Genomic DNA, 25148 nt, shown 5'->3' with positions numbered 1-25148 from the left:
ATTTGTGATTGTCGTATATCTTGAAAAGATGAAATAAAAATAATATCTATAACTGAAATATATATGATGTGTCGCCTATATACTAATATGATATATTGAATTATTCGTCTAAATTACATTGGATCGATGCATATATTCTCCCATTTCGCTGGGGATCCGTCATGGCTGGGACGCTGGCAAGCGTGCTCCGCGACGAGTTGGTAGAGTTTCTGGCGCCTCTCGCCGCGGTCGGTGACACGGCATCCTACGCCAGGATGTTGCGCGCCCTCGGACATATGCCCGCGCTCGCCACGGATGGGGGTCTTCAGGCAGCGCTTGCTCAGGTGGCGAGCGCGATCACACAGCTACAGGGCCTTGATCCCGCTACCCTCGATACGTGGGACGGCGCGGTAAAGGCACTTGCCGTCGCCGAGCAGGCCATTGCGGGCTTTCAGGCGGCAGAGCGTGCGATCACCGATCCGACGCTGGCAGCACAGGCCGAGAGTCTCGGGCTGGAAATCGCCAACCGCCTCGTGAGTGTCTATCTGCGGCGGCGAGCCCCGCGCCTGCATCGTATCGCAGCACTGCTGACGCTCATCGAGGTTCTGGAAATCACCGCACCATCCGCGCTCGAGTTGGCGGGCGGACAGGTCACACGCACGCCCTGGGCCGACGACACGTTCCATTTCGAGCGTCTGGACGGGCTCATGTCACACCCGTGGGCGACGTTGGGCGAGGTCTATTTCCCGAACGGCATGGCGCAGGCCGCCGATGCCCACCGTTCCGCAGCGCTTTTGTTTCCTCTCCTCGTTCACGTGGCGGACGTGATCGGTCTCCGGGTTCGGCAGGATCTGCGCGCACTCGATCCGCCATCGCCCGGTGCGACGCCACCCGAAGATATCGACACCCAGGATCACGCCGACGTCGAGGGTCCCGACGACGTGCAGCCTGCGCCGCTCGACGATCCCGCCGTGTTCCTGCGCCGCAACCTTCCTCGACTGATCCTGATGCTCCCCGGAGCGGACGGCATCGGCCGGATCGGCTTCAGCATCGTGGCATCGGCAACGGAGCATGAGGGCGGGATCGCGGGCCTTATCTTCGGCGCCGCCGGTGCCTTCGCCTGGAATGAGACGCGTGGCGGCTGGAACCTGGAGGCTGCGACGACCGGCGACCTGCCGGTGTTCGTGGTGGGGCCCGACGGCCTCCAACTGCTGGACCCTGCCGCTGCAGGTGCAGGTGCGACGGGCCATATCGGGGCCGCGAGAGCCCGTGGCGCCGAGCCGGCATTTCAGCTCGGCGAATCCGGCGGTAGTCGCATCGAGGTGGGCGATCTGCGGGTTCAGTTCGACTTTGCCCTTTCGCCGACGCAGCAGCGCATCGGCTTCACCGCCAAGGCGGAACATGCCCGTCTCGTGCTCTCGGGCGAGAGCGACGGTTTCCTCGGCGAAGTCCTGCCGCAGGGTGGCGCGCAGGTCGAGTGTGACCTCGCGCTCACCTTCTGGAGCGATGGTGGTCTCGACATCGGCGTCAGTGTGCAGGGAACGCCGCCGTCGGGCGTGGTGCCGGTGGGCAGGTCCATCGGTCCGCTGCTGATCCAGTCGATCACCCGCGACTTCCGCAGCGCCGACACCGCAACGGGTTCGGGCCTCACCTTTGGCCTCGGCGTCAATCTGAGCGTGAAGCTCGGCCCGGTGACCGCAGCTATCGCCGGCCCCGGCGTCGCTGTCGATGTGCTGTGGTCGCTCAAGGATCCCGCTCGCTCGAAGAATCTGGGCGTGCTGCACATCGAAAGGCCGGGCCTGCGTGCGCCCGCCGGCGTAGGGCTCGACATCGATGCGGCGGGTCTCGTGACCGGCGGCGGCTTCCTGTTCCACGACGAGGCGCAATCGCTTTATTTCGGCGACCTGCGGCTCTCCCTGCAGGGCCGGCTGACGCTGAAGGCGTTCGGCCTCATCACCACATCCGCACCCGATGGCGCCCCCGGATTCTCGCTCCTCGTCTTCGTTACCGTCGAGGGGTTCACTCCGGTCCAGCTTGGGATGGGTTTCAAGCTCACGGGCGTGGGGGGCATGCTTGGTGTGCACCGTACCTTCGACGAGGCAGCGATCCGTCAGGGTCTGGCGGCCGACACGCTGGCGGCGCTGCTGTTCCCTCGTGATCCGGCGGCGAATGGCCCCGCCGTGGTGGCGGCGCTGTCGGCAGCCTTCCCGTTCCAGCGCGGCCACTATCTTCTTGGGCTGCTGGTGCAGATTGGCTGGCCGACGCCGACCCTCGTGACGGCCAGTCTCGCGCTCGTCCTGGAGGTGGGTGCGCGCACCCGCCTTCTGGCGCTCGGTCGCATCAGCTGCCTGCTGCCCGAGGCCGACAATGATCTGGTGCGACTGAATCTCGATGCTGTAGGGGTGCTCGACTTCGACGAGGGCACGGTCTCCATTGACGCCGTGCTGGTGGATTCCCGTCTCGCCCACCGGTTCCCCCTCACCGGCAGCATGGCGTTGCGCGCTCGGCTGAAAGCCGGCCCCGGGTCCAGTTTCGTGATGGCGATCGGTGGCCTCAACCAGCGTTTCGCGCCGCCGGAAGGACTGCCGGACCTGCCGAGGATCACCATCGCCCTCAGTTCGGGAGACAATCCGCGGCTGACCTGCGAGGCCTATTTCGCGGTCACCGCCAATACGGTGCAGTTCGGCGCGTGTGCCTCGCTTTATGCGGCGGCGTATGGCTTCAGCATCGAAGGCGATGTGGGTTTCGACGTGCTGATCCAGCTGGTTCCCATCCACTTCATCGCCGACTTCCACGCCTCGGTGCAGCTGAAGCATGGCTCTACCAACCTCTTCAAGCTCTCGGTCGACGGCACGCTGGAGGGTCCGCTGCCGCTGCTGATGAGCGGCAAGGCCTCGTTCGAGATCTTCTGGTGCGACTTCACCATTCGCATCGACCAGACGCTCGTCGCCGGCGATCTGCCATTGCTTTCCGCGGCCATCGACGTCATCTCCGAGCTCAAGCGGGTGTTGGTCGCGGCCGAAAGCTGGGCCACCGAAGGCGGTCAGGGGGCTCATGGCGTGGCGCTACGGAAGGCGTCCGCCGACGGACTGACGCTTGATCCGGGCGGCCGGCTGGTCATGCGCCAGCTGACGGTCCCGCTGAATGCCGGACGCGACATCGATCTGTTCGGCGGGGTGCCGGTCGCAGGCGCACGGAACTTCCAGCTCGCCGGGGCCATCAATGGCGATCCTCAGGATCTGCAACCTGTCATGGACCAGTTCTCGCCGGCGCAGTTCTTTGCCATGAGCGATGACGAGAAGCTCGCCGCGCCTTCCTACGAGATGATGCAGGCGGGCGTTGTATTCGGTGACGCTGTCACCTTCGATGCCAACGAGATCGTCGGCGGACCGCTGACCTACGACACCGTCACATTTGACGATGAGGCCGCCCCGCCCCTGCCCGACCGTCTTCCGTATGCGCTGAGTCCGGATCGGCTGGCGAGCCTGGCCATGAGCGGTGCGGCCGGTCGAGCCGCACCGCGCCGTACCGGACGGGCACGCTTCGCTAATGAAGGCGCTGGGCCGGCCGTAACGGTGCTGTTGGTGCACTGGACGGTGGTTCCTCTTGCCGACGGCGAGGCGCATCCCGTCGCCCCGGATCGGACGTGGACCGAATTGCGCGGCGAGGTCGCGAAACTCAATGTCGGGCGCGCGATGTGGCAGCTGACGCCCGACTACGAGCTGGCGGCCTGAGGAGAGGAGGGCGACGTGCCGGACACGCAAGCCAACCTCAGCTTCCTTCCTTGGGTACGACAGGGCGTAGCAGCCGGCCTTTCCACTGCAGATAATCTCGGTGCCGCTCAGGCCGGTATGGCGAGTGTGGAATTCACCCTCACCCTCAACGCCGAACCGCCTTTGACAGTGGTTTCGCAACTGAGAGGGCCGGCTGATGTAACGGGCATCGACGTCCATCAGGTGATCCGGATGGAGCCGCGACCCTACAGCACGGATTTCGAACCCAACCACTTCGCCAGCGTCGAATTCGACCGTCCGGATTTTCCCTGGCTGTTCACGCCCCTGAAGCCAGGCGATCGCTCGCGGTTGCGGCCGTGGCTCTGTCTCGTCGTAGTGATGCGCCGCGACGGCGTGAGCCTGACACCTCCGGGCACCGGGCCGTTGCCCGAATTGCACATCGGCGGAACGGCTTCTCCCGCGGATGAACTGCCGGATCTCGCGGATGCCTGGGCCTGGGCGCATGCTCAAGCAGCGACGGGCGCGAGCACGCGAGAGGCGGTCAGCGGGGCCCTGAATGGCGGTTCGGAACTCTCGCTCTCCCGACTGCTCTGCTCGCGCCGGTTGCAGGCCAACACGGACTATTTCGCCTGTGTCGTTCCCACCTTCGAGGTCGGTCGCAAGGCCGGCCTCGGCCTGCCCGTGACCAGCTCCGATCTGACGGCCGCGAATGGAAGTCTTGCCCCGGCGTGGTCGCTCACTCCTCAACCGCCGACGGACGTCGTGCTGCCGGTTTACCACTCATGGAGTTTCCGTACTGGCGCGGAAGGAGACTTCGAAGCCCTGGCCAGGCGCCTGATCCCTCGGTTGCCGCCTGATGGGCTTGGCATGCGGGCCGTGGAGATCGCCCATCCCGGATTTGCCCTGCCCGCCGGTTTTCCGATGTCAGTCCTGGTGGACGTACCGGGGGCCCTGCAGCCGGTGGATGCTCCAGACGCCCCGCCTCCCTTGCCACCCGATATTGCCCCACCCTTCCAGACGGCGCTCGCGACGATCGTCAATGCGCCCGGCCGGCTGGAGGCCGCCGATCCGGCTGCCGATCCGTTGCTGGCACCGCCGCTCTATGGCCGCTGGTACGCGGCCCGCACGATCGCGACACCGAGTGCGAGCGTCTGGTTCGATACGCTGAATCTCGACCCACGCTGGCGTAGTATCGCGGCGCTCGGGGTGCGCGTGGTGCAGGAGCATCAGGAAGCCCTCATGGCGTCAGCCTGGCAGCAGGCGGCCGACCTGCGCGCGGCGAACCAGCGCCTGCGGCTGCTGCAGCTCAGCCTTGCGGTCGGGTCGAACGTCCACGCCCGCCATCTGAAGCCCTTGCAGATGGACGCCGTGTTGCGCTTTGCAGCACCGGTGTTCGGACGGATCCGCGCCCCTCTCGGCACCGATCCGCAGCCGCGTACCCTCATCGCCCAGATGACGCGATCGGCGGCGCCCTTTGCGGCCGTGAGCGTCGCCATGCGACGGATTGGCCGGGGGCGCGGGCCGATGACCCGTCGGGTGGCTTCGGAGGCGGTCGCCCGCGTGGCCGGGGGCAACTGGATCAGCATCCTTAACCACGGGCTGGTCGTTCTGCCGCCGCCGCCCGCGACGGGGCCTGCGACCATCCGGGCGGTTCTCGCCCGGATCGGCGGATCGCCCGGCATCCGCGGCTATGCCGAGGTGACCGCCGACCTCGTCGCGGCGACAGCGCCAAGGCCATTGTTCGCCGTTGTCGCGGAGGGGCAACCGGTGCGGGTGGTGGCTCCGCCGCCGCGGCTTCCCCACCAGCCACCATTCGCCGACAGCGAGAGTGCCAAGGCGTTTCGTCAGGCCGCCGTCGCCCATCTGACGCGCCTGAACCCGGGCCGGATGGCGATCATGGTCGGGCCTCCGGCGCCATTGGACGTCGACGGCGTCCGGGCGGCGGTGCTTGGTCACCTTGACCCGCGTGTCACCCTCACGGCTCTGGCGAAGGCCGTGATCGCCTCCGGCCCCGCCGCCACCACGCCTGCTGACACTCCGGCGAGCATGCATGTGGGACTCGACATTGTGATGGCTGCGCCGCGCTTTCCCCAGCCCATGTACGAGCCGCTGCGCGACTTGTCGCAGGACCTGTTGCTCCCGGGGCTCGATGCCGTTCCGCCGGATACGGTGCTCGGCCTCAAGACCAACCGGCCCTTCGTCGAGGCCTACATGGTCGGGTTGAACGGGGAGATGAACGGCGAACTGCTCTGGCGCGGCTTTCCTACGGACCAACGCGCGACGTGCTTCGATCAATTCTGGGACGTGCGCGGCGCCGGTCCGGGCCACGCCGACATCGCTCCGCTCATCACATGGGGCGACAATGCTTTGGGCCACTCGCCAGCCGTGCCGGCCACCGATGCGGACCGGTTCGTCATGCTGGTCAGAAGCGCGCTCCTGCAGCGATATCCCAACGCCGTCATTTACGCGGCCCGCGCGATACGCACGGCGCGTGGCCGCGAGATCAGCGAAGCGCCCGCCGACGAAATCTATCCGATCTTCACCGGCTCGATGCTGCCGGACGTGGCCTTTTTCGGCTTCAATCTGCCGGCGGCGGCGGTTACCGGCGCCGACGGCTCCGAGGGTTGCTACGTCATCATCCAGGAGCATCCCACCGAGCCACGGTTCGGTCTCGATGCCGGGGCTCCTGCGGGACGAATCTCGGCTCTTGGGAATGCACCGGACGGAACCGCGTTGCGCGGCCTGAGCTGGGGCCGGAACGGGGCACATATGGCCGGAATCACCCGCCGGCTTCCCGCGCGCGTCGCCATCCATGGCTCGCGCCTGACGCCACCGGCGAGGCCACCGCTATGAGCCGCCCGCCCTTCCGCACCACCACGGACCTGCCAACGAGGATTTTCGACCCCGGAGCGGCCTCGTCGTCCCCAAATGCTCCTCCATCGCCGGACCTCAGCCAGAAGCTCTGCGCGTCCGACCGGCCGCTTGCACTCCTGCCGGTCCGGCTCGAGACGCGGTTCTTCACCCTGGCTGACGGGTCGCGCGAGCTGCGGGTGCGCATTTATCCGGACAAGATCCATCTCGACAGCTACGAGCCGAAGCTGCTGGCCGCCGAGCGGGAGTGGGGCATCCACTACTGGGAAGCCGATTGGCGGGCCGGCAACGATCTGCCGACGCGCAAAGCCGCGTGGCGGCAGTTGGCCCAACAATACGGGCCGGCGCGGGCGGCCTTTATCGTGCGCGCATTGCGGCCGACCAATCCGGGCGACCGGCCGTCCGCGCCGATGGCTCCCGATCACCCATTCGAGGCCCCCCCGGCCTTCCCGGATGTGATGACCGAGCCATCTGAGCAGACTTCCGCCTGGAGGAGTGCCCCGGCTGCTCGTCTGCTGCCCGCGCGATGGATCGTTGTGCTGCAGGCCGGAGGCATCCCGGTGCTTGCCGCGCAGGGAAGCCCCATCCCGTCTCCCTTGGCGGTCGGACCGGATCCGAAGGGAGCGGTTCCGGCCGACGGTCAGCAGGCTCCGGTCGATGAGGGCATGCGCTGGATGGTGGATTTCGAGACGGCCGAGGCCAAGGGCATGGGCGTCCGCGTCGCCTTGCCCGCGACGATCGGCGCGGATGGGTTCGACAGCCTCATGGTGTTCGGCACGGCCGAGGCGGATGCGGCGGCGAGCTCGGTCATGCTGGCCGACCTTCTCGACGCACATCATTACACCGATGGTCTGGAATTCCTGCGCCTCGGTGCAGTCACCAACAACACCGCCGACGGCCGTACTGCCTATGCCGCATCCGATCCCGGCCAGGAACGCAGTTTCATGCGGGAGATCGCTCCCGATCCGTCGATGCTGGGCAAGGACACGAACGCGCGACAGCTCGGTCTCGCATTGGGTTTGCCGGCAGGCCGCGTCGCTCCCACGCTCGGCTATCTCGGTCAGGCCGACGAATGTCATGAGGCGGACAATCGCAATCTCGGCGCCGCGCTGTGGCCGACGACCTGGGGTTATTTCCTCGACAATATGATCGGGTTCGAGGGCACGGGCCTGACGCCGGACACGGTCGATTGGGTGCGGCGGTACTTCATCGATCACGTGCGTGCGTTCGGGCCGCTGGCCCCGCTGCGCGCAGGGCGTCAACCCTATGGATTGTTGCCCGTCACCTCGCTCGATCTGTTGCAGGCAAAGGCGGATGAGACCGCGGCCTTTGCGCGGAACCTGCAGCTTCGCGACCTTCTGGTGAAGCTGCGCGACCGGGTCTGGCGGCCGCAGCTGGGGCAGGTGCCGCGGCTCGGTGCCCGTACCTCGCCCCCGGATCCGGACGCCGATCTCGCCGACATGATGCAGATGGACGGCGTGTCCGCGGGGGTGCGAACACGTGCCCTGCTGGGACGCCACTATCTCCAGCACCTGCGCGCATTCCTCGGCGAGGATCTGCAGGCTGCCGGATTCATCCAGGCACAGGACGAGATCACGGGGGCCTTGCCCGGTCGGCTCGGCCTGCCGGACCAGGCGCGCCTCGGTCATGTCGCCTATGCCGAACTCACCTGGCCGGTCAACGCGCCGCTCGTGCAGGATGGTCCGATCGCCGCCGATGTCCCGCTCACGCCCAACTACATCACTGCGCTCCTGGCCGCACCGACTCTCGACGCGGTCATCGGCCAGCGCCCGGATCCCGCGGCAACGACGCCTCAGGGCACTCTTCTGCAGACGGTTCTGCGACACGGGCTGCTACGCGAGACAGCGCAGGCGGCCGCCCGGCTGGCGGCGAGCGCCCCTGGCGCGGATCTGGGTGCGCTGTTGCGGGACGCCGAATTGATCGACCTCGTGACCGGTGCCGAGCCGACACCCAGCTTCCGCCGCCAACTGGGCATGATCCCGTCGGCAACGGCGCCGCAAACCATCGGCGCCTTCCTGGAAGCGCAGACCAGCTTCGACAACGAGGCATTGGCGAGCCTCGGGGAATATCGCGGCGCGCTTGCCCAGCTCCAGACCCTCGATGTGGAGCGATTGCAACTTCTGCTTTTGGGCGGGCTGGATCTCGCGGCGAACCGCCTCGATGCCTGGATCACGAGTTTCGCCACCCAGCGTCTGCGGGCCATGCGCGCCGCTGCGCCCGAGGGTATCTATGTGGGTGCTTATGGCTGGATTGAGAACGTTCATCCCGCGCCGGCGCTCCAGCCGGTTCCGCAGCCACCGCCCGGCATGACCGATCCCGTCTTTATGGCTCCGGACGATAGCGGCTTCATCCATGCGCCGTCTCTGACCCACGCCAGCGCCGCAGCTCTGTTGCGGAACGCTCATCTCGGTGCGGACGGTTCTCCCGGTCCCGACAGTCCCTTTGCGATCCGGCTGAGTTCACGTCGTGTTCGCGACGCCGAGCAACTGCTGGCCGGCATGCGACAGGGCCAGCCACTCGGCGCGCTTCTCGGCTATCGGGTCGAGCGTGGCCTGCACGAGCTGGGTCTCGACGCCTGTATCGCACCATTGCGCGAGCTTGCCCCGCTCACGGCCGGGCGGCTGACGCCCGCCGACAAGCCGCTGGAGGCCATCGCTGCCAACAACGTTGTTGACGGGTTGGCCCTCCAGGCTCTGTGGCGAGATCAGAACGCCTCGGTGCGTGCAAAGCTGCAGGCCGCGGGTGCGGATATCGACAAGGCCGCGCGTGAACTCGACCAGCTCGCCGACATGATCGATGGGCTGAGCGACGGCCTCGTTGCTGAAGCCGCCTATCAGATGGCACGCGGCAATCCGACCCGACTGGCGAGCAGTCTGGCAGCCATTGCCCAGGGGGACGGGGCGCCTCCCGAACTGGAGGTCGCTCACATGCCTCGCAGCGGAACCGCACTCACCCATCGCGTGCTGGTCCTGATGTCGGGTTCCGTCCAGCCGGCGGCCGGCTGGCCCTCGGCTGCCAGTTCGGCGCGGGCCAGCGCAGACCCGATGCTGAATGCATGGACATCGCGGCTGCTTGGCGATCCCCGCAACATCCGCTGTTCCATCACGGTGACCGATGCCACCGGCGCGAGCACGATACGGACCCTGCCGTTCAGCGATCTCGGCCTTTCCCCGCTGGATGTTGTCTGCAGTGTGGCGACCGATCCCGCCGCGCGCTCGACCGGCCCGAGCGAGCTGGAGCAGCGGGTGCTTTATGCGGCGCGCCGTATGATAGGGGCGGGCGGAACACTCGGTCTCAATCATGACCGGCCAGCCGATCTGGCAACGGGCGAACGGACCCTGTTCGACATTCTGGAACAGGCGTGCACGGCGCAGCGGCTCCTTTCCGGGGCACGCGCTGCCGAGCCCGAAGACATCGCGCCTCCCCAGCATGCTCCGGCGACCGGCGCGGATCTCGTCGACCTCGAACGGCGCATCGTCGCGGCAGAGGCGGCCTTGGCCGCGATCGGGTCGGAGCCTCAGGACGGGCTTTCTTCGGACGCCTTGCGGGAGTTGATCCTGAAATGCGCGGGGTTCGGCATCGGCCCCGCCGTTCCGGCCTCGGCGAGCGGCGACGATAGCTCGACCCGCGCGGCGCTCGCTGCGCAGGCTCGGGCACTGGCCAAAGCGGTGCAGGCCCGTCTCGATCGCGGTGCGGATCTGCGAAAGATGCCGGCGGCAAGTGATGATCGCGCGAGGGCCCGGCAATTGCGCGAGCGCCTGACCGCCGTGTTCGGCAGCGGCTTTCCGGGCCTTGCCAGCTTCACCTGCGATGCGGCCGGTGCGGCTGAACTCGCCGCGGCGCTGGCCGACGCTCCGGCGCTGTTGCGGGGTGTGCCGGCGGCGGCGGAGGGCTGGCTGTTGCGCGCGTCGCGCGTGCGCGAGCCGCTCTCCCGCCTCGGCGCTTGCCTGCGCGGCGCCGAGGCGCTGGACACCGGCGAAAGGTTGAACCTGCACGTGGCGCAATTGCCGTTCTCCGTCGGCCGGCGCTGGGTCGGATTGCCGATGCTCCCTGGTGAGCCGCTCGCTTTCGGTGCGCTGTCGCTGGTGTTGCAGACCACGGACGGCATTCTCGACGCAACTGCTCCGCTCTGCGGGCTGTGGATCGACGAATGGACGGAGGTCGTGCCTTCCATCGAGGAAACCACGGCACTCACCTTCCAGTTCAATCCGCCCGACGCGATGGCGCCCCAGGCCATCCTGCTCGCCGTGCCGCCGCAGCCCGATCAGGACTGGACCGTCGGCACGCTCTACCGGGTGCTGGCCGAGACGCTGGATCTGGCCAAGCTGCGGGTGGTGGATCCGAACACGCTTGGGGATGCCGCCCACTATCTTCCCGCCGCCTACCTCGCCTTCAACGTCGCAGACGACGTAGCGTCGTCAGATCTGGGGCCGCTGACACGATGAGCGATCCGTCCATCACAAGCTGGGTCCGGCTCGAACCGCAGGCCCGTGATCCGCAGATGACGAACAGTCTCAAGGCGCGGCTGCTTGATCCGCTGTGGCTGCTCTCGCGGCAGTGGCAGATGGGCGAGTTCCAGGCCGAGGACAGCGGCACGCCGGTTCTGGCCACGATGGACGCCACGACGGCGACGTTGACCCGGCAATGGCCGGGCCCGCTGCCGGCCGACACGCAGGCTACCGCGGCAGCCTTCGATCCGTTGGCGCAACCGCTCGAGGCCCTGATCGAACGCCGGCCGATGCGAGCTGAAGCTGCAGATGACCTGCGCCTCCTGCCGTTCTCGGCGGATGCGGGCCAACACTTCCTGCGCATGCTGGCCGCGCAGGCGACATCCAGGGATTATCGCGACATCGTCACCGCCCATTTCGCACTTCAGCTACCCACCGGCGTGGCATCGGATGAGCCGACGCGTCGCTTTATTGCGCTCATGGCAGGCCGGGTACCCGATGGGCGGCGTCTGGCCGCCGCCTTCCGTGCGGGGATCGAGCAGGTCGTCGCCGATGCCGCCCTGGGCATCGAGCCGGGTGATCGGGCCAAGGTCATCACGGCGGCGACAGGCTGGCTCGTCTGGTATGACGGTTTCTGTTCCCAGCCAGCCAATCCGGCGGACACATGGGTCGCCGACCGGCTGGAATATGCGCTGACCCTGACCGCCCGTATCTCCGCCGATCCGATGGACGAGATCAATCTCACCGCATCGGGCATCGACGACGGTCGGGTCGACTGGTGCAGCTTCGATTTGAATGCCGAAGTGAATCTCGGCTCGCTTCCGGACCGCCGTTTCGTCGCAAAGACACACACGGCCGTCCCCGCGCCGGTGACGTTTCGCGGCGCGCCCGCGCCTCGCTACTGGGAGATGGAAGAAGCCGGGCTCGCCTATGGCCTGATGCCCGTCGGACCGACCGACCTCGCCCAACTGATGGCGATCGAATACGCGAGCAGCTTCGGCAATGACTGGTTCGTCGTGCCTCTCACTCTGCCGATCGGGTCCGTGACGCGCATTGACAGCCTGGTGATCACAGACAGCTTCGGCGTGCGAACGATGATCCGCCCGATCGGCGATAGCGGCCTTGCCGCACCGGGGTGGTCGATGTGGAGCCTCGACCACATCCGCTATCCCGGCGAGGAGCCTGCGCCGCTGCCGCATGGCAACCTGTTCTTCCTGCCTTCAACAGCGGGCCGGTTGCTCGACGGGCCCATGCTGGAAGATGTCTTCTTTGCGCGCGACGAGATGGCCAACATGGCCTGGGCCATGGAGCGGTCCATCGAAAGTCCCATGGAGCAGGCGATGCACCGTCCCGGGGACCTCTCCGACACATCATCCGATCTCCCGACCGGCGGGCTGCGCTATCGCCTGGCATCCACCGTGCCGGAAAACTGGATTCCCTTGCTGCCCGTCCAACGGATCGGAGCCGACGGCAAGATGATTCAGCGCCTGCGACGCGGTGCGATCCTGGAGCCTGACGGAAGCCAGATCTCGCATCCGGCGCAAGGCGACATTTTGGCTGGGGTCGCGGATCTGCTCCTGTTCGACGAGGAGATTCCGCGCGAAGGCCTGCGCCTGACCCGCAATCGCCGCATGGCACGGTGGATCGACGGTGGAACCTGGTTGTGGACCGCCTATCGCCGTCAGATCGGCAAAGGTGAAGGATCTGGCGGCTTGCGTTTCGATCAGCTGGATCCTGCTCCCTCGTGAAGCGAACCTTCACGCGGCACCCACGCCGTCGCTCCGGATTTCCGCTGCGACGTACCGTTCGGAAGTCAAAGATCAATAATATCAATATCTTGATTGATTGGCGGAGGGGGTGGGATTCGAACCCACGGTACGCTTGCACGCACAACGGTTTTCGAGACCGTCCCGATCGACCACTCCGGCACCCCTCCGCGCGCGAGGTCGCGGCAGGGCCGCGCCTTGGAGTGGGGCGCTCAATAGCCGAGGCGGGGGATGAGCACAAGACCCGATCGGCGTGCATCCACCGGCAATCTTCCAGAACGCCGATCGGCAAAAAAGATGCGGGCGCCGGAAGACGCCCGCATCCCATGAGCCCGTCAGATATGACGTCTCGCTACCGTTATCAGCGCCGGGGCTGGGACAGCATCCACGCGATGGCCGCGCCGGCGATGCCGGCCGCCACGACAAGCGCCAGCGGATGGTCCTTGGCGCCGCGCTGCAACTGGCGAATACCCTGACCGTAGAGCTGCCGGCCGGTCTCATAGGCGTCGTCCGCGAGATCGGCCGCATGGTCGCGGGCCTGGCCAAGTACCCGGGTGCCATAGCCGACGGCTTCGTCATAGAGACCCTCGGCGCGCAGCGTGCTGTCATTGGTGACATAGCCCGCCGCGTCCTTCAGCCGGCCGACGGTCTGGCGCGCGGCGCCCGTGATGCGGTTCCTGTCCATCTCTCTGATGCTCCTGCGCTTGAGTTTCGCCGGGTAGAACGCGCAAAGGGCAGCAGGGTTTCATGTTCGTCGACCGATATGAGCAGGATCCGGCGGGCTTTTCGTTGACAGGCGGGGCTCCCTCGCTATAAGGGCAGCCTGCGTGGGAAAGGTCCCGCGTATATTTCCACCGACCGAAAGAAGCCGGTCCGTGCCGCAGCAGGTCTCCTGCATGCGGAAGAGGCCGGGCTCGAACGAAAGGACAGAACATGTTCGCGGTCATAAAGTCTGGCGGCAAGCAGTATCGCGTCGCCGCCGATGAAGTCATCACGCTCGGCAAGATCGAAGCCGCGGCGGGTGAGACGGTCTCCTTCCCTGTGCTGATGCTCGGCGGCGATGCCCCGAAGGTCGGCGCTCCACTGGTCGAGGGTGCCACTGTCTCCGCCGAGGTCGTCGAACACACCCGTGGCGGCAAGATCATTGCCTTCAAGAAGCGCCGGCGGCAGAATTCCCGCCGCAAGATCGGTCACCGGCAGGACTTCACCGTGGTCCGCATCACCTCGATCACCGGCGCCTGAGACCGCCACGCGAAGAAATAGGAGAGCACAATGGCTCATAAGAAAGCAGGCGGTTCCTCCCGCAACGGTCGCGACTCGGCCGGTCGTCGTCTTGGCGTGAAGAAGTTCGGCGGCGAAGCTGTGATCGCCGGCAACATTATCGTGCGTCAGCGCGGTACGCGCTGGCACGCCGGTACCAATGTGGGCATGGGCAAAGACCATACCCTTTTCGCCCTTTCCGAAGGCCGTGTCGAATTCCGCAACAAATCCAACGACCGCACCTATGTGTTCGTAGTTCCGGCCGCTGAGGCCGCTGAATAAGACGGTGAGATCCAAGGGTCCCACCGGTCTCGTCAAACCGGTGGAGCCCTGGTCCTGAATCCAGGTGCATGTGAGCTCCGGGGAGGCGAGGCGATCGCCTCCCCGTCTTCGTTCCAAGCACCCTGATCCCAGGCAACAGGAGCCCGCCATGACCATCGTCGAAGCGACCCCCGGGTCGGTCCTCGCAGAGAGCTGTATCCCCGTCCTCGAAACGCCCCGGCTCGTGCTCCGCGCCCCGCGCATCGAGGACATGGCCTGGATCGCCGAGCTGGCGGACAACCGCAAGGTTGCCGAGATGACGGCCAATATTCCCCATCCCTATGGCATGGCGGATGCCGCGGCCTTTATCGCGAACCTGCCGCAGGGCCGCGACTGCGTGACCTTCGCCATCTTCCTCAAGACCGATGGCAGCAACCCGATCGGGCCGCCGATCCCGGTCGGCATGTGCGGTTTCATCCGGCGCGAGGACATGGCGCCGGAGATCGGCTACTGGCTCGGCGAGCCCTATTGGGATCGCGGTATCGCGACCGAGGCGGTGCGTGCCCTCATCGACTATGCCTTCGGCGACCTGGGGCTGGAGGCGTTGGTGGCGTCGGCGCGAGTCGTCAATCCGGCATCGCGGAGGGTGATCGAGAAGTGCGGCTTCCAGTGGACCGGCGCGGGACTGTCCCGCGTCCGTTCCATCGGCGCCTCGGTTCCGGTGGATCGGTTCCGGCTCGACCGGCGTATCTGGGCGTCGATCCGGGCCTGGAGCGCGAGCGCCCGCCCGATCCGTTACGAGATCGACACGCGGCATTGAGCGCCGCTTCTGCTAGGCTGGCGGTCTCCCGGGCGGGGGACCGCCCAACAATGTGAAGTTCGAAACGATGAAGTTTCTCGATCAGGCCAAGATCTATGTGCGCGCCGGCGATGGCGGGGCGGGCTGCCTGTCGTTCCGGCGCGAGAAGTTCATCGAATTCGGCGGCCCGGATGGCGGCGACGGTGGACGCGGCGGCGATGTGTGGATCGAATGCGTCGACGGTCTCAACACCCTGATCGACTATCGCTTTCAGCAGCACTTCAAGGCCAAGAAGGGCGGCTTCGGCATGGGCAAGAACCGCGCGGGTGCCAAGGGCGACGACGTGGTGCTCAAGGTGCCTGCGGGAACCGAGGTGCTGGACGAGGATGGCGAGACGGTGCTCGCCGACCTCACCGCGGTCGGGCAGCGGGTTCGTTTTCTCAAGGGCGGGAATGGCGGCTTCGGCAATGCTCATTTCCAGACCTCCACCAATCAGGCCCCGCGCCGCGCCAATCCCGGGCAGGAGGGTGAGGAGCGCTGGATCTGGCTGCGGCTCAAGCTGATCGCCGATGCCGGCTTGGTCGGCCTGCCCAATGCCGGGAAATCGACCTTCCTCGCCGCGACGACGGCAGCCAAGCCGAAGATCGCGGATTATCCGTTCACCACGCTGCATCCCGGCCTCGGCGTGGTGCGCGTGGATGGGCGCGAATTCGTGCTGGCCGATATTCCAGGGCTTATCGAAGGCGCGCACGAGGGCGTGGGCATCGGCGACCGCTTTCTTGGTCATATCGAGCGCTGTCGCGTCCTGCTGCACCTCGTCGACGGCACCTCCGAGCATGCCGGGAAGACCTACAAGATCGTGCGCAAGGAACTCGAGGCCTATGGTGCTGGCCTTGAGGACAAGCCCGAGATCGTCGCTCTGTCCAAGGCGGACGCGCTCGATCCCGATACGTTGAAAGAGCAGGTGGCCCGTCTGAAACGGGCGGCCAAGCGCACGCCGATCGTGCTCTCCGCGCAGTCCGGCGAGGGCATTCAGGCTGTGCTGCGCCAGCTTCTGGCGGTCATCGACGAGGGACGCGCGCTGGAGGAGGTGCGCGAGGTTCAGGAGCCGTGGCGACCGTGACAGCGCTTCTCCGTCACGCCGGGCTGACCCGCTGATCTCAGATGCCGCTCACAGCGGGTGCGACCGATGCAGCACCTCATGTCCCGACGATGCAGTGGTGGAGACGGCAGGCTCGCCTTGGCGTATGAAGCCGCCACGCTGTAATGCCTCCGCCCGAGACGATCGCCATGTCCGCCTTCCCGTCTGCTTCCCCCCTGTCCACCCCCGATGCCTCCCCGCACATCTCCGCCTTCCGCCGGATCGTGGTGAAGGTTGGGTCGGCGTTGCTGGTGGATTCCGCACGCGGCCGCCTTCGACACGCGTGGCTTGCCGCGCTGGCGGAGGACATCGGCGCGCTGCATCGCGAGGGCAAGGAGGTTCTGGTGGTCTCCTCGGGCGCGATCGCGCTTGGCCGGAACGTGCTGAAACTGCCCCGTCGTCCGCTCAAGCTGGAAGAAAGCCAGGCCGCCGCCGCCGTGGGGCAGATCGCGCTGGCGCGGGCGTGGTCGGAGGCGCTGGCCCATGAAGGACTGACCGCCGGCCAGATCCTGGTGACGCTGGGCGATACCGAGGAACGCCGTCGCTATCTCAACGCCCGCTCCACCATCGGCAAGCTGCTTGAGCTGAAGGCGGTGCCCGTCATCAACGAGAACGACACCGTCGCGACCGCCGAAATCCGCTACGGCGACAATGACCGCCTCGCGGCGCGCGTGGCCGGCATGGCGAGTGCTGATCTCCTCGTGCTGCTCTCCGACATTGATGGCCTTTATACCGCCCCGCCCAATGACGACCCCAATGCTGCTCTCATCCCGATCGTGCCGCGCATCACGGCCGAGATCGAGGCGATGGCCGGAGGGGCCGGCACCGAGCTTTCACGTGGGGGCATGAAGACCAAGATCGAGGCCGGAAAGATCGCCACCACGGCGGGCGCCCACATGGTGATCGCCTCGGGCAAGGTGAAGAACCCGATCCGCGCCATCGAGCAGGACGCACGCTGCACCTGGTTTCTCGCGCCGGCCAATCCCATTGCCTCGCGCAAGCGCTGGATCGCCGGCGCGCTGGAGCCCCACGGCACGCTGCATCTCGACGCCGGCGCGGTCGCGGCGCTCAGGCGCGGCAGCTCGCTTCTGCCGGCGGGAGTCACGCGCGTCGAGGGGCATTTCCAGCGTGGCGACGCGGTGATTCTGCGCGGCCCGGACGGAGGCGAGGTAGGGCGCGGCCTCGTCGCCTATGATCATGACTATGCCGAACGCCTGCGCGGACGCTCCTCGGACGAAATTGCAACCATCACCGGCTTCGAGGGGCGCGCTGCCATGGTGCACCGCGACGATCTGGTGGTCGCGCGGAGCTGATAGCGACGGAGCGAAACGCCCGAGGTTTCGTGTGCCACGCAGACCGAACGGAAAACGCGCCCGAATCTTGGGCGCGAGAGGCCGCACCTGATGAAAACGGCAGCGGCCGTGGGGCTCCGCGTCCTGCGTGCCGTTACGTCGTGAGTGGTCGAACCGGACGCGCCGGGCCACGCTGCTTTCCACCGCTCCCGTGCCGGGCCGTTTTGGCGGCGGTGGCATGCTTCGTGCTCGACAACCTCGATCCCGCCGGTGCGGGCCATCCGAGGAGCCGTGTCGTGACGAAGAAGCCTGATGCCCCGAACTCGACCGTCGAGACCCTTCTCGCCGCCCGAGCCTTCACCCGCCGTACGCTGTTCAAGGGTGCGCTTGCCGCCGGCACGGTCGCCGCGACCGGGCCCTGGATCGTGCGCGACGCATTCTCTTCCTCGGGCGAGCTCAGCCTGCTGAACTGGGACGATGAGCTGCCCAATCCGGTCATCCCGAATTTCGAGAAGAAGACCGGGATCAAGGTGAAGACCACGCCGTTTTCGCAGAATGAGGAGCAGATCAACAAGCTGCAGGCGACCGGTGGCGAGGGCTTCGATCTGTGCGAGCCGACCCGCGACCGTGCCCCGCAATTCAAGGAACTGGATGTCCTCCAGCCCCTCGATACCTCCAGGCTGAAGCTGGACAATCTGCTCCCCGCGATGCTGGAGGGCTCCACCAGCGTGTGGACCTGGGATGGCAAGCTCTACCATGTGCCGCATTGCTGGGGCTCGGAGGCCATCTCCTGGCGCACCGACCAGGCGACGCTTGCCTATAAGGACCTCAGCTACGGCACGCTCTGGAGCGAACCGTTCAAGGGCAAGATGCAGGGGCGCCCGCATTCGCTGCTGCTCGGCATCGGCCTGTGGATGGACCACACCGGCAAGCTGCCCTCGAACCGGATGCTCGATGCATTCAAGGACGAGGACACGATGAAGAAGATCTACGACGTCATCCTCGCCTATGCGATCGCCAACAAGGCCCAGGTGAAGCAGTTCTGGGACTCTGCCGACAACACCAAGTCCGGCTTCATGGAGAATGGTTGCGCCATCGGCCAGACCTGGGACGGGCCGCCTCTCTCGCTGAAGAAGCAGGGCAAGCCCGTCACCTTCATGGCACCGCAGGAAGGTGCGATCACCTGGATCGACGGCTGGGCGATGTCGAAGGGCGCGGCGAATATCGACCAGGCCTATGAGTGGCTGAACTACATCCACTCGCCGGAGGTCTCCGCCTTGGTTGCCGATGGCTCGGGTTACAATCCTGTGGTGAAGGGCGCCGACGCGTTCCTCTCCGACGTCGCCAAGAAGAACTTCGCCGAGGCGTACCCCGAAGACGCCCTGTCCAAGCTGTGGAGCCGGCCGCCGGAGCCGTCCTGGTACGCCGAACTGCGTACCCAGTACGCCGAGAAGTTCAAGGCGGCGTGAGGCGGCAGCCGCCTGTGCGGTAGCTGCGTGATCCGCCTTCCGGTGCCGCCGCGACGCGGCGGCACCTCCATCCTGCACAGAGATGAACCGGAGATCCCATGGCGGCAGCCGTCGAGCTCGAAGGCGTGAATGTCACGTTCGGTGATTTCGTCGCGGTGCGTGATGCCAACCTGACCATCGAGCCTGGGGAGTTCTTCAGCTTCCTCGGCCCTTCCGGTTGCGGCAAGACCACACTCCTGCGGACCATCTCCGCCTTCATCGAACCTACCCGGGGCACGGTGCGCATTGGCGGGCGGGACATGAAGGGAATCGGCCCGAACAAGCGTCCGACCGCACTGATCTTCCAGAACCTCGCTCTGTTCCCCATGATGACGGTGGCCGAGAACATCGGCTACGGTCTCAGGGTGCGCGGCGTGCCGCGGCACGAGCGCGATGAGAAGGTCAAGAACCTTCTCATCCAGATCGCCTTGCCCGAGCACGGCCACAAGCTGGTGTCCGAGCTGTCCGGCGGACAGAGGCAGCGTGTCGCCATAGCCCGCGCGCTTGCGGTCGAACCCTCGGTACTGCTGCTCGACGAGCCGCTCTCCGCGCTCGACCTGAAGCTGCGCCAGCACATGCGGGCCGAGCTGCGGGCCATCCAGAAGCGGGTCGGCATCACCTTCATCTATATCACGCATGACCAGGGCGAGGCCCTGACCATGTCGGATCGCATCGCGGTGATGAATGCCGGCGTGATCGAGCAGGTCGGCAATGGCCGCTCGGTCTATGCCGAACCGCGCACGCCCTTCGTGGCGTCCTTCGTCGGCGAGAACAATGCCATTCGCGGGCGTATCACGCAGGCCGCGAACGGCACGGCGACGCTCGATACGCCGATCGGGCCGCTGACGGGGCGCAATCCCGTGGGCCTGCCCGCCGGCGACGAGGCGCTCATATTCGTGCGGCCCGAGGCTCTGAAGCTCGGCGGGGATCCTCCGTCCGGTTTCGAGGGCGAGGCACTGGACGTCACCTATGAGGGCAGCATCACCCATGTGACCATGCGGGTTCGCACCGGGCAGAAGATCACCCTGTCATTGGGCGGCGGCGCGGCCGGCATCCTGCCGCAGCCGGGCGACATGCTGAAGGTGGGGTTCGAACCGCAGGACGGGCTGCTCCTCGCGCGCCCGGAGCGCTCATGAGCGGCGGACTCACCCTCGTTGTCGCCCTGCCGCTGCTGGCGGCCCTCATCCTCATCCTGCTGAGCCGACTGGAGCGACGCAAGGGCGCCATAGCGGGACCCGGCTTCTTTCAGCGCAACGGCGTCGCCGTGGGCCTCTATCTCGCAGTGGCCGTGGGCTTCTGGGCGTTCTTCATCATCGTGCTGCCCCAGCTCGCGATGGTGGACCTGTCCTTCCGGCCGAAGCTGCCGCCCTCGCAGATGGGCGGTCCGAAGGATATCTTCACGCTGGAGAATTACCGCTACTTCCTGTTCGGCTCGACCACATCGACCGCCAACTGGAACTGGCTGCACATCAAGGCCTTCTTCCTCTCCATCGGCGTGAGCATCCTCATCACCCTGCTCAACCTTGCGATCTGCTACCCGCTCGCCTTCCACATGGCGCAATCGGCTCCGGTGGCGCGGCTGCGGGTGCTGCTTCTGCTGCTCATCATTCCCTACTGGGTCAACGAGATCCTGCGCGCCTTCGCTTTCCGGGTGCTGCTGTCTTCGGGCGGCGTCGTGAACAAGCTGCTCATGGGCGGGGGACTGCTGGACGCGCCGATCGACTTTCTCGGCAACGATGTCGGCCTCTATATGGGCCTCAGCTATGCCTACCTGTTGATGATGATCTTCCCGCTCTACAATGCGATCGAAAGCCTCGACAGGAATCAGATCGAGGCCGCGCGGGATCTCGGTGCGCCCTGGTGGCACATCCATGCCTTCGTGGTGATGCCCCATGCCAAGCCGGGCATCGCCTCGGGCTGCACGCTGGTCTTCATGCTCAGCGCCGGCGCGCTCGCGGCCCCGCTGGTGCTGGGAGGGCCGCGTACGCTGTGGTTCACCCCCATCGTCTATGACCGCTTCTACCAGGCCTTCAACTGGCCGCAGGGGGCGGCCTATGCGCTGATCCTGCTCTTCGCCTGTATCGTCTTCGTGCTGGCGGTGCTGCGCATGTTCCGCCTCAGCCTCGGGGAGATCGCGCGATGAGGGAGGGTATCGTCCAGCGGTTCTCCTTCGCGGTCTATCTCGGGCTGTTCTTCCTCTACCTGCTCGGTCCGCTGGCGGTCATGGCGGTTTCCGCCTTCAACACGCCGGATTATCCGCAGGTCTGGCCGTTCGAAGGCTTCACGCTGGACTGGTTCGGCAAGCTGCTGTCGGACGGGGACATGATGTACGGGCTGCGAACCAGCCTCTGGATCGGCGTGCTCGTCGTACTGGTGTCGGTTCCGATCGGGCTGGCCGGCGCCATCGTCATGACCCAGATCCCGGTGCGGGCGCGCGCGACCTACTACCTCGTCGTCGTCTCGCCCGTACTGACGCCGGGTGTCATCATCGGCATTTCGACCGTAGTGTTCTGGCGCGAGTTCACGACGCTGACCGGCATGAAGTTCATGTATGACGGTATCGTCATGACCGTTCTCGGCCAGGCGAGCTTCATCTCGGCCTACTGCATGCTGATTATCCTCGCCCGGCTGCAGCGCTTCGACCGCTCGCAGGAGGAGGCGGCGCTTGATCTCGGCGCCTCCTATCCGCAGGTCTTCCTGCATGTCCTCCTGCCGTTCCTGAAGCCGGCGCTGTTCTCGGCGGCGGTGCTCGCGTTCCTGTCCTCCTTCGAGAACTACAACACCACGACGTTCTCGATCCTCGCCGACAAGACGCTCACGACCGTCCTCGCGGGCCGCGTTCGGCAGGGCACGACACCGGCGATCAGCGCGCTCGCGGTCTTCATCGTCGCGGTCACGGTTGCCGGTGCTCTGGTCTATGAGGTGATGAAGCGCCGTGAAGACGGACGCATCCGCCGCCGGCAGCAGGTGGCCGCCAAGGCGGAGGAGGCGGAGTTTTCCGGCACGCCGGAGCCGGCCGCGGCCGAATAGGCCGTAGGGCGGATCACCGATCAAAAAGAAGGCCGGCCGCTCGACAAGGTGAACGGCCGGCCCGATGTTCCTGACCGCCGGCTTCCTCTCGCCGGCAGACAGGGGGACGTTTCGTCGGAATGCCGGCTGCGAGCCGACTGGAACGCTGGAGCGGCATCGGAAAGGCATATCCATCGGCTGGCGCTCGCCCGGCTCAGCCGTATCGAAGGCCGCGAGCTGTATCAGGCCGAGCGATGATTGACGTAGGCGAGCGTCACAGCAAACGCGACGAATGCGAGCATGACGCCGGACAGGGTGACGAACGTTTCGACGGGCATGACAACCTCCTGAACCGATGCCCGTAAGAGACGACGTTCCGGACGACAGTGCCTTGATCCCGATCAAGATGGAGCGCGACGCGATGGCTCATCTCGTCGCGGCACAATGATCGTGGCCATGCGTTGGTGCGGCAAAGTGAGGGTGAGTATGGGTGATGTTCTGCGCGCGCCGTGCATCCCACTGCGCGAAAACGGCGTGCATCAGGCGGCGCATGTCGTCACCATGTCGTCGCGTTCCGCGCGAGATGGCATCAGGCATCGCTGCGCCGTCGTGCGTGTCCATCGTTCCCTGCCGAGCCGAGGAGGAAGACCGAGATGACGGAAGTCCGCAACGCCGCCCCAATCACAAGCTCGAGCGAGGCCGTCCGTCCACTGGACACGGCCGAGCGGGACCTGATGCATGCGTGGTGGCGGGCTGCGAATTATCTCTCGGTCGGCCAGATCTATCTGCTGGCCAACCCTCTGCTGCGCACGCCGCTGACGATGGACGACGTGAAGCCCCGGCTGCTCGGCCATTGGGGCACCACGCCGGGGTTGAACTTCATCTACGTCCATCTCAACCGCATCATCCGGCGCGAGGACTGCAGCGTGCTGTTCATCGCGGGGCCGGGCCATGGCGCGCCGGGCGTAGTGGCATCCACCTATCTCGAAGGCACCTATAGCGAACTCTATCCGCAGGTGTCGCAAGACGAGGAAGGTCTGCGCCGGCTGTTCCGGCAGTTCTCCTTCCCGGGCGGCATTCCGAGCCACGCAGCGCCGGAAACGCCCGGGTCGATCCATGAAGGCGGCGAACTAGGCTATTCGCTCGCCCATGCCTATGGTGCGGTCCTCGACAATCCGGATCTGATCGCGGCCTGCGTGGTCGGCGACGGCGAGGCCGAGACCGGGCCGCTCGCGACGAGCTGGCACGCCAACAAGTTTCTCAATCCCGTTACCGACGGCACGGTGCTGCCGATCCTGCACCTCAACGGCTACAAGATCGCAAATCCCACGGTGCTCGCCCGGATCGATCCGGAGGAGCTTGAGGCGCTTTTCATCGGCTATGGACACGACCCGATCTTCGTCGAGGGCGAGGATCCGATGGAGATGCACGGCAGGATGGCGGAGGCGCTCGACATTGCCTTCGCCCGCATCGCCGATATTCGTCGCATCGCGCGTGAGGATGGGGGTGCTCCGCGTCCCCGCTGGCCGATGATCATCCTGCGCAGCCCCAAGGGCTGGACCGGGCCGAAGACGGTGGACGGGCTCAAGACCGAAGGTTTCTGGCGTTCGCATCAGGTGCCGTTCGGCGACATGTCCCATCCTGGCCATCTCAAGCTGCTGGAGGAGTGGCTGCTGAGCTATCGGCCGGAAGAGCTGTTCGACCATGCCGGCGCCCTGCATCCCGACATCGCCGCCATGGCCCCGAGCGGACAGGCGCGCATGAGTGCCAACCCGCATGCCAATGGCGGCGCATTGCGCAAGCCTCTGCGCATGCCCGACTTCACGACGCTCGCGGTGGAAGTGCCGCATCCCGGCGGCGTTGAGGCCGAGGCGACGCGAGTGATGGGGCAGTTCCTGCGCGACGTCATGTCGGCCAATAGCGAGGCGCGCAATTTCCGCGTGTTCGGGCCGGACGAGACCGCCTCCAACCGCCTGCAGGCGCTTTTCGAGGTGACGGGCCGGGCTTGGGATGCGGCGACGCTGCCTTATGACGATCACCTTTCGCCGGATGGCCGGGTGATGGAGATATTGAGCGAGCATTTGTGCCAGGGCTGGTGCGAGGGCTATCTCCTCACGGGTCGCCACGCGTTGTTCTCCTGCTACGAGGCGTTCATTCACATCGTCGATTCGATGTTCAACCAGCACGCCAAATGGCTGAAATCCTCACAGGAGGTACCATGGCGGCTGCCCATCGCCTCGCTGAACTACCTGCTCACCTCCCATGTCTGGCGGCAGGACCATAATGGTTTCAGCCACCAGGATCCCGGCTTCATCGACCATGTGGTGAACAAGAAGGCGGAGATCGTGCGGGTCTACCTGCCGCCGGATGCCAATACCCTGCTGTGCGTGACCGATCACTGCCTGCGAAGCTGGAACCGGGTGAACGTCATCGTCGCCGGCAAGCAGCCTTCACCGCAATGGCTCGACATGGATGCGGCGATCAAGCACTGCGCCGGCGGCATCGGCATCTGGGAGTGGGCCTCGAATGATCGCGGCGCCGAGCCGGACGTCGTCCTCGCCTGTGCCGGCGATGTTCCGACGCTGGAGACCATCGCCGCTGCAGGCCTGCTCCGCGAGTATTTTCCGGAGTTGAAGGTGAGGGTCATCAATGTCGTCGACCTGATGACGCTGCAGCCCAAGAGCGAGCATCCCCACGGCCTCTCGGACGCCGCATTCGATGCGTTGTTCACCACCGACAAGCCGGTGATCTTCGCCTATCACGGCTATCCGTGGCTCATTCATCGCCTCGCCTATCGCCGCACCAACCATGCCAACATGCATGTGCGCGGTTACATCGAGGAAGGCTCGACCACCACGCCCTTCGACATGGTGGTGCGCAACCGGCTGGATCGCTTCCATCTGGTGGCCGATGTCGTCGACCGGGTGCCGAAGCTCGCCAGCGTCGGCGCCTATGCGCGGCAGGCGATCCGCGACAAGCTGGTGGAGCACAACCTCTATATCCGCGCCCATGGCGTCGACCTGCCGGAGGTGCGGGACTGGGCCTGGAAGGGCTAAGCG

At 66.2% G+C, this 25148-nt stretch carries 15 protein-coding genes and 1 tRNA gene; 14 read left to right on the top strand and 2 right to left on the bottom strand.

The genetic code is table 11. The annotated features are described in order from the left end of the window. Positions 1-161: 161 nt before the first annotated feature. From MWN34_RS14500 to MWN34_RS14485, 4 genes are read left to right on the top strand one after another with little or no spacing between them, the layout of a single operon-like run. Positions 162-3713, top strand: coding sequence for a DUF6603 domain-containing protein (locus tag MWN34_RS14500; RefSeq protein ID WP_247030021.1), 3552 nt, complete (start codon positions 162-164; stop codon positions 3711-3713). A 15-nt stretch (positions 3714-3728) separates the two neighbouring features. Next, positions 3729-6566, top strand: coding sequence for a hypothetical protein (locus MWN34_RS14495; RefSeq protein ID WP_247030020.1), 2838 nt, complete (start codon positions 3729-3731; stop codon positions 6564-6566). After that, positions 6563-11050, top strand: a complete 4488-nt coding sequence (locus MWN34_RS14490) for a hypothetical protein (RefSeq protein WP_247030019.1) — start codon at positions 6563-6565, stop codon at positions 11048-11050. Before MWN34_RS14495 ends, MWN34_RS14490 begins: the two co-directional genes overlap by 4 nt. After that, positions 11047-12801: a hypothetical protein gene (locus tag MWN34_RS14485; RefSeq protein WP_247030018.1), complete on the top strand. Its 1755-nt coding sequence runs from the start codon at positions 11047-11049 to the stop codon at positions 12799-12801. Before MWN34_RS14490 ends, MWN34_RS14485 begins: the two co-directional genes overlap by 4 nt. A gap of 98 nt (positions 12802-12899) precedes the next feature. Here MWN34_RS14485 and MWN34_RS14480 read toward each other — a convergent pair. Both MWN34_RS14480 and MWN34_RS14475 read right to left on the bottom strand, forming a co-directional pair. After that, positions 12900-12989 (bottom strand) — tRNA-Ser (locus MWN34_RS14480). 191 nt (positions 12990-13180) lie between these two features. Further along, a complete protein-coding gene (locus MWN34_RS14475) occupies positions 13181-13504 on the bottom strand; it encodes a CsbD family protein (RefSeq protein WP_247030017.1) in 324 nt (107 codons plus the stop codon). Positions 13505-13752: 248 nt separating this feature from the next. On the opposite strand from MWN34_RS14475, the gene rplU reads away from it, so the two are divergent. The 10 genes from rplU to MWN34_RS14425 all read left to right on the top strand — a co-directional run bounded on the left by rplU (position 13753) and on the right by MWN34_RS14425 (position 25145). After that, positions 13753-14061 carry a 50S ribosomal protein L21 gene (gene rplU, locus MWN34_RS14470; protein ID WP_247030016.1) on the top strand — a complete coding sequence of 103 codons (309 nt, stop codon included), beginning with the start codon at positions 13753-13755 and terminating at the stop codon, positions 14059-14061. Between the two features lie 30 nt (positions 14062-14091). Then, positions 14092-14361 (top strand): 50S ribosomal protein L27, encoded by a 270-nt coding sequence (gene rpmA, locus MWN34_RS14465; protein WP_247030015.1) that lies wholly within the window; start codon positions 14092-14094, stop codon positions 14359-14361. A gap of 148 nt (positions 14362-14509) precedes the next feature. After that, positions 14510-15160 (top strand): GNAT family N-acetyltransferase, encoded by a 651-nt coding sequence (locus tag MWN34_RS14460; RefSeq protein ID WP_247030014.1) that lies wholly within the window; start codon positions 14510-14512, stop codon positions 15158-15160. A gap of 67 nt (positions 15161-15227) precedes the next feature. Next, on the top strand, positions 15228-16262 hold the full coding sequence (gene obgE / locus MWN34_RS14455; protein WP_247030013.1) for a GTPase ObgE: 1035 nt from the start codon (positions 15228-15230) through the stop codon (positions 16260-16262). A gap of 167 nt (positions 16263-16429) precedes the next feature. Beyond that, the gene (gene proB, locus MWN34_RS14450) at positions 16430-17593 is read left to right on the top strand and encodes a glutamate 5-kinase (protein ID WP_247030012.1); all 1164 of its coding nucleotides are present in this window, start codon (positions 16430-16432) and stop codon (positions 17591-17593) included. 275 nt (positions 17594-17868) lie between these two features. Continuing rightward, on the top strand, positions 17869-19041 hold the full coding sequence (locus MWN34_RS14445; protein WP_247030011.1) for an extracellular solute-binding protein: 1173 nt from the start codon (positions 17869-17871) through the stop codon (positions 19039-19041). 98 nt (positions 19042-19139) lie between these two features. After that, on the top strand, positions 19140-20216 hold the full coding sequence (locus MWN34_RS14440; protein WP_247030010.1) for an ABC transporter ATP-binding protein: 1077 nt from the start codon (positions 19140-19142) through the stop codon (positions 20214-20216). Then, positions 20213-21223, top strand: a complete 1011-nt coding sequence (locus MWN34_RS14435; protein WP_247030009.1) for an ABC transporter permease — start codon at positions 20213-20215, stop codon at positions 21221-21223. The genes MWN34_RS14440 and MWN34_RS14435 overlap by 4 nt, the downstream gene beginning before the upstream one ends. Then, entirely contained in the window at positions 21220-22110 is an 891-nt protein-coding gene (locus tag MWN34_RS14430; RefSeq protein ID WP_247030008.1) for an ABC transporter permease, read from the top strand. The genes MWN34_RS14435 and MWN34_RS14430 overlap by 4 nt, the downstream gene beginning before the upstream one ends. A gap of 632 nt (positions 22111-22742) precedes the next feature. Beyond that, entirely contained in the window at positions 22743-25145 is a 2403-nt protein-coding gene (locus tag MWN34_RS14425; protein WP_486187719.1) for a phosphoketolase family protein, read from the top strand. Positions 25146-25148 lie beyond the last annotated feature (3 nt).

The organism is Ancylobacter crimeensis (assembly GCF_023016805.1).
GTDB classification, from domain to species: Bacteria; Pseudomonadota; Alphaproteobacteria; order Rhizobiales; family Xanthobacteraceae; genus Ancylobacter; species Ancylobacter crimeensis.
Note: the sequence above shows the minus strand (reverse complement) of the source record. Positions and strands in the feature narration are given on the sequence as shown.

What these genes read in the sequence shown, in the direction of transcription:
- rplU (WP_247030016.1), top strand. Translation starts at nt 13,753, where the DNA reads ATGTTCGCGGTCATAAAGTCTGGCGGCAAGCAGTATCGCGTCGCCGCC.
- rpmA (WP_247030015.1), top strand. Translation starts at nt 14,092, where the DNA reads ATGGCTCATAAGAAAGCAGGCGGTTCCTCCCGCAACGGTCGCGACTCG.
- MWN34_RS14425 (WP_486187719.1), top strand. Translation starts at nt 22,743, where the DNA reads ATGACGGAAGTCCGCAACGCCGCCCCAATCACAAGCTCGAGCGAGGCC.
- MWN34_RS14500 (WP_247030021.1), top strand. Translation starts at nt 162, where the DNA reads ATGGCTGGGACGCTGGCAAGCGTGCTCCGCGACGAGTTGGTAGAGTTT.
- MWN34_RS14440 (WP_247030010.1), top strand. Translation starts at nt 19,140, where the DNA reads ATGGCGGCAGCCGTCGAGCTCGAAGGCGTGAATGTCACGTTCGGTGAT.
- MWN34_RS14490 (WP_247030019.1), top strand. Translation starts at nt 6,563, where the DNA reads ATGAGCCGCCCGCCCTTCCGCACCACCACGGACCTGCCAACGAGGATT.
- obgE (WP_247030013.1), top strand. Translation starts at nt 15,228, where the DNA reads ATGAAGTTTCTCGATCAGGCCAAGATCTATGTGCGCGCCGGCGATGGC.
- MWN34_RS14435 (WP_247030009.1), top strand. Translation starts at nt 20,213, where the DNA reads ATGAGCGGCGGACTCACCCTCGTTGTCGCCCTGCCGCTGCTGGCGGCC.
- MWN34_RS14430 (WP_247030008.1), top strand. Translation starts at nt 21,220, where the DNA reads ATGAGGGAGGGTATCGTCCAGCGGTTCTCCTTCGCGGTCTATCTCGGG.
- proB (WP_247030012.1), top strand. Translation starts at nt 16,430, where the DNA reads ATGTCCGCCTTCCCGTCTGCTTCCCCCCTGTCCACCCCCGATGCCTCC.
- MWN34_RS14485 (WP_247030018.1), top strand. Translation starts at nt 11,047, where the DNA reads ATGAGCGATCCGTCCATCACAAGCTGGGTCCGGCTCGAACCGCAGGCC.
- MWN34_RS14460 (WP_247030014.1), top strand. Translation starts at nt 14,510, where the DNA reads ATGACCATCGTCGAAGCGACCCCCGGGTCGGTCCTCGCAGAGAGCTGT.
- MWN34_RS14475 (WP_247030017.1), bottom strand. Translation starts at nt 13,504, where the DNA reads ATGGACAGGAACCGCATCACGGGCGCCGCGCGCCAGACCGTCGGCCGG.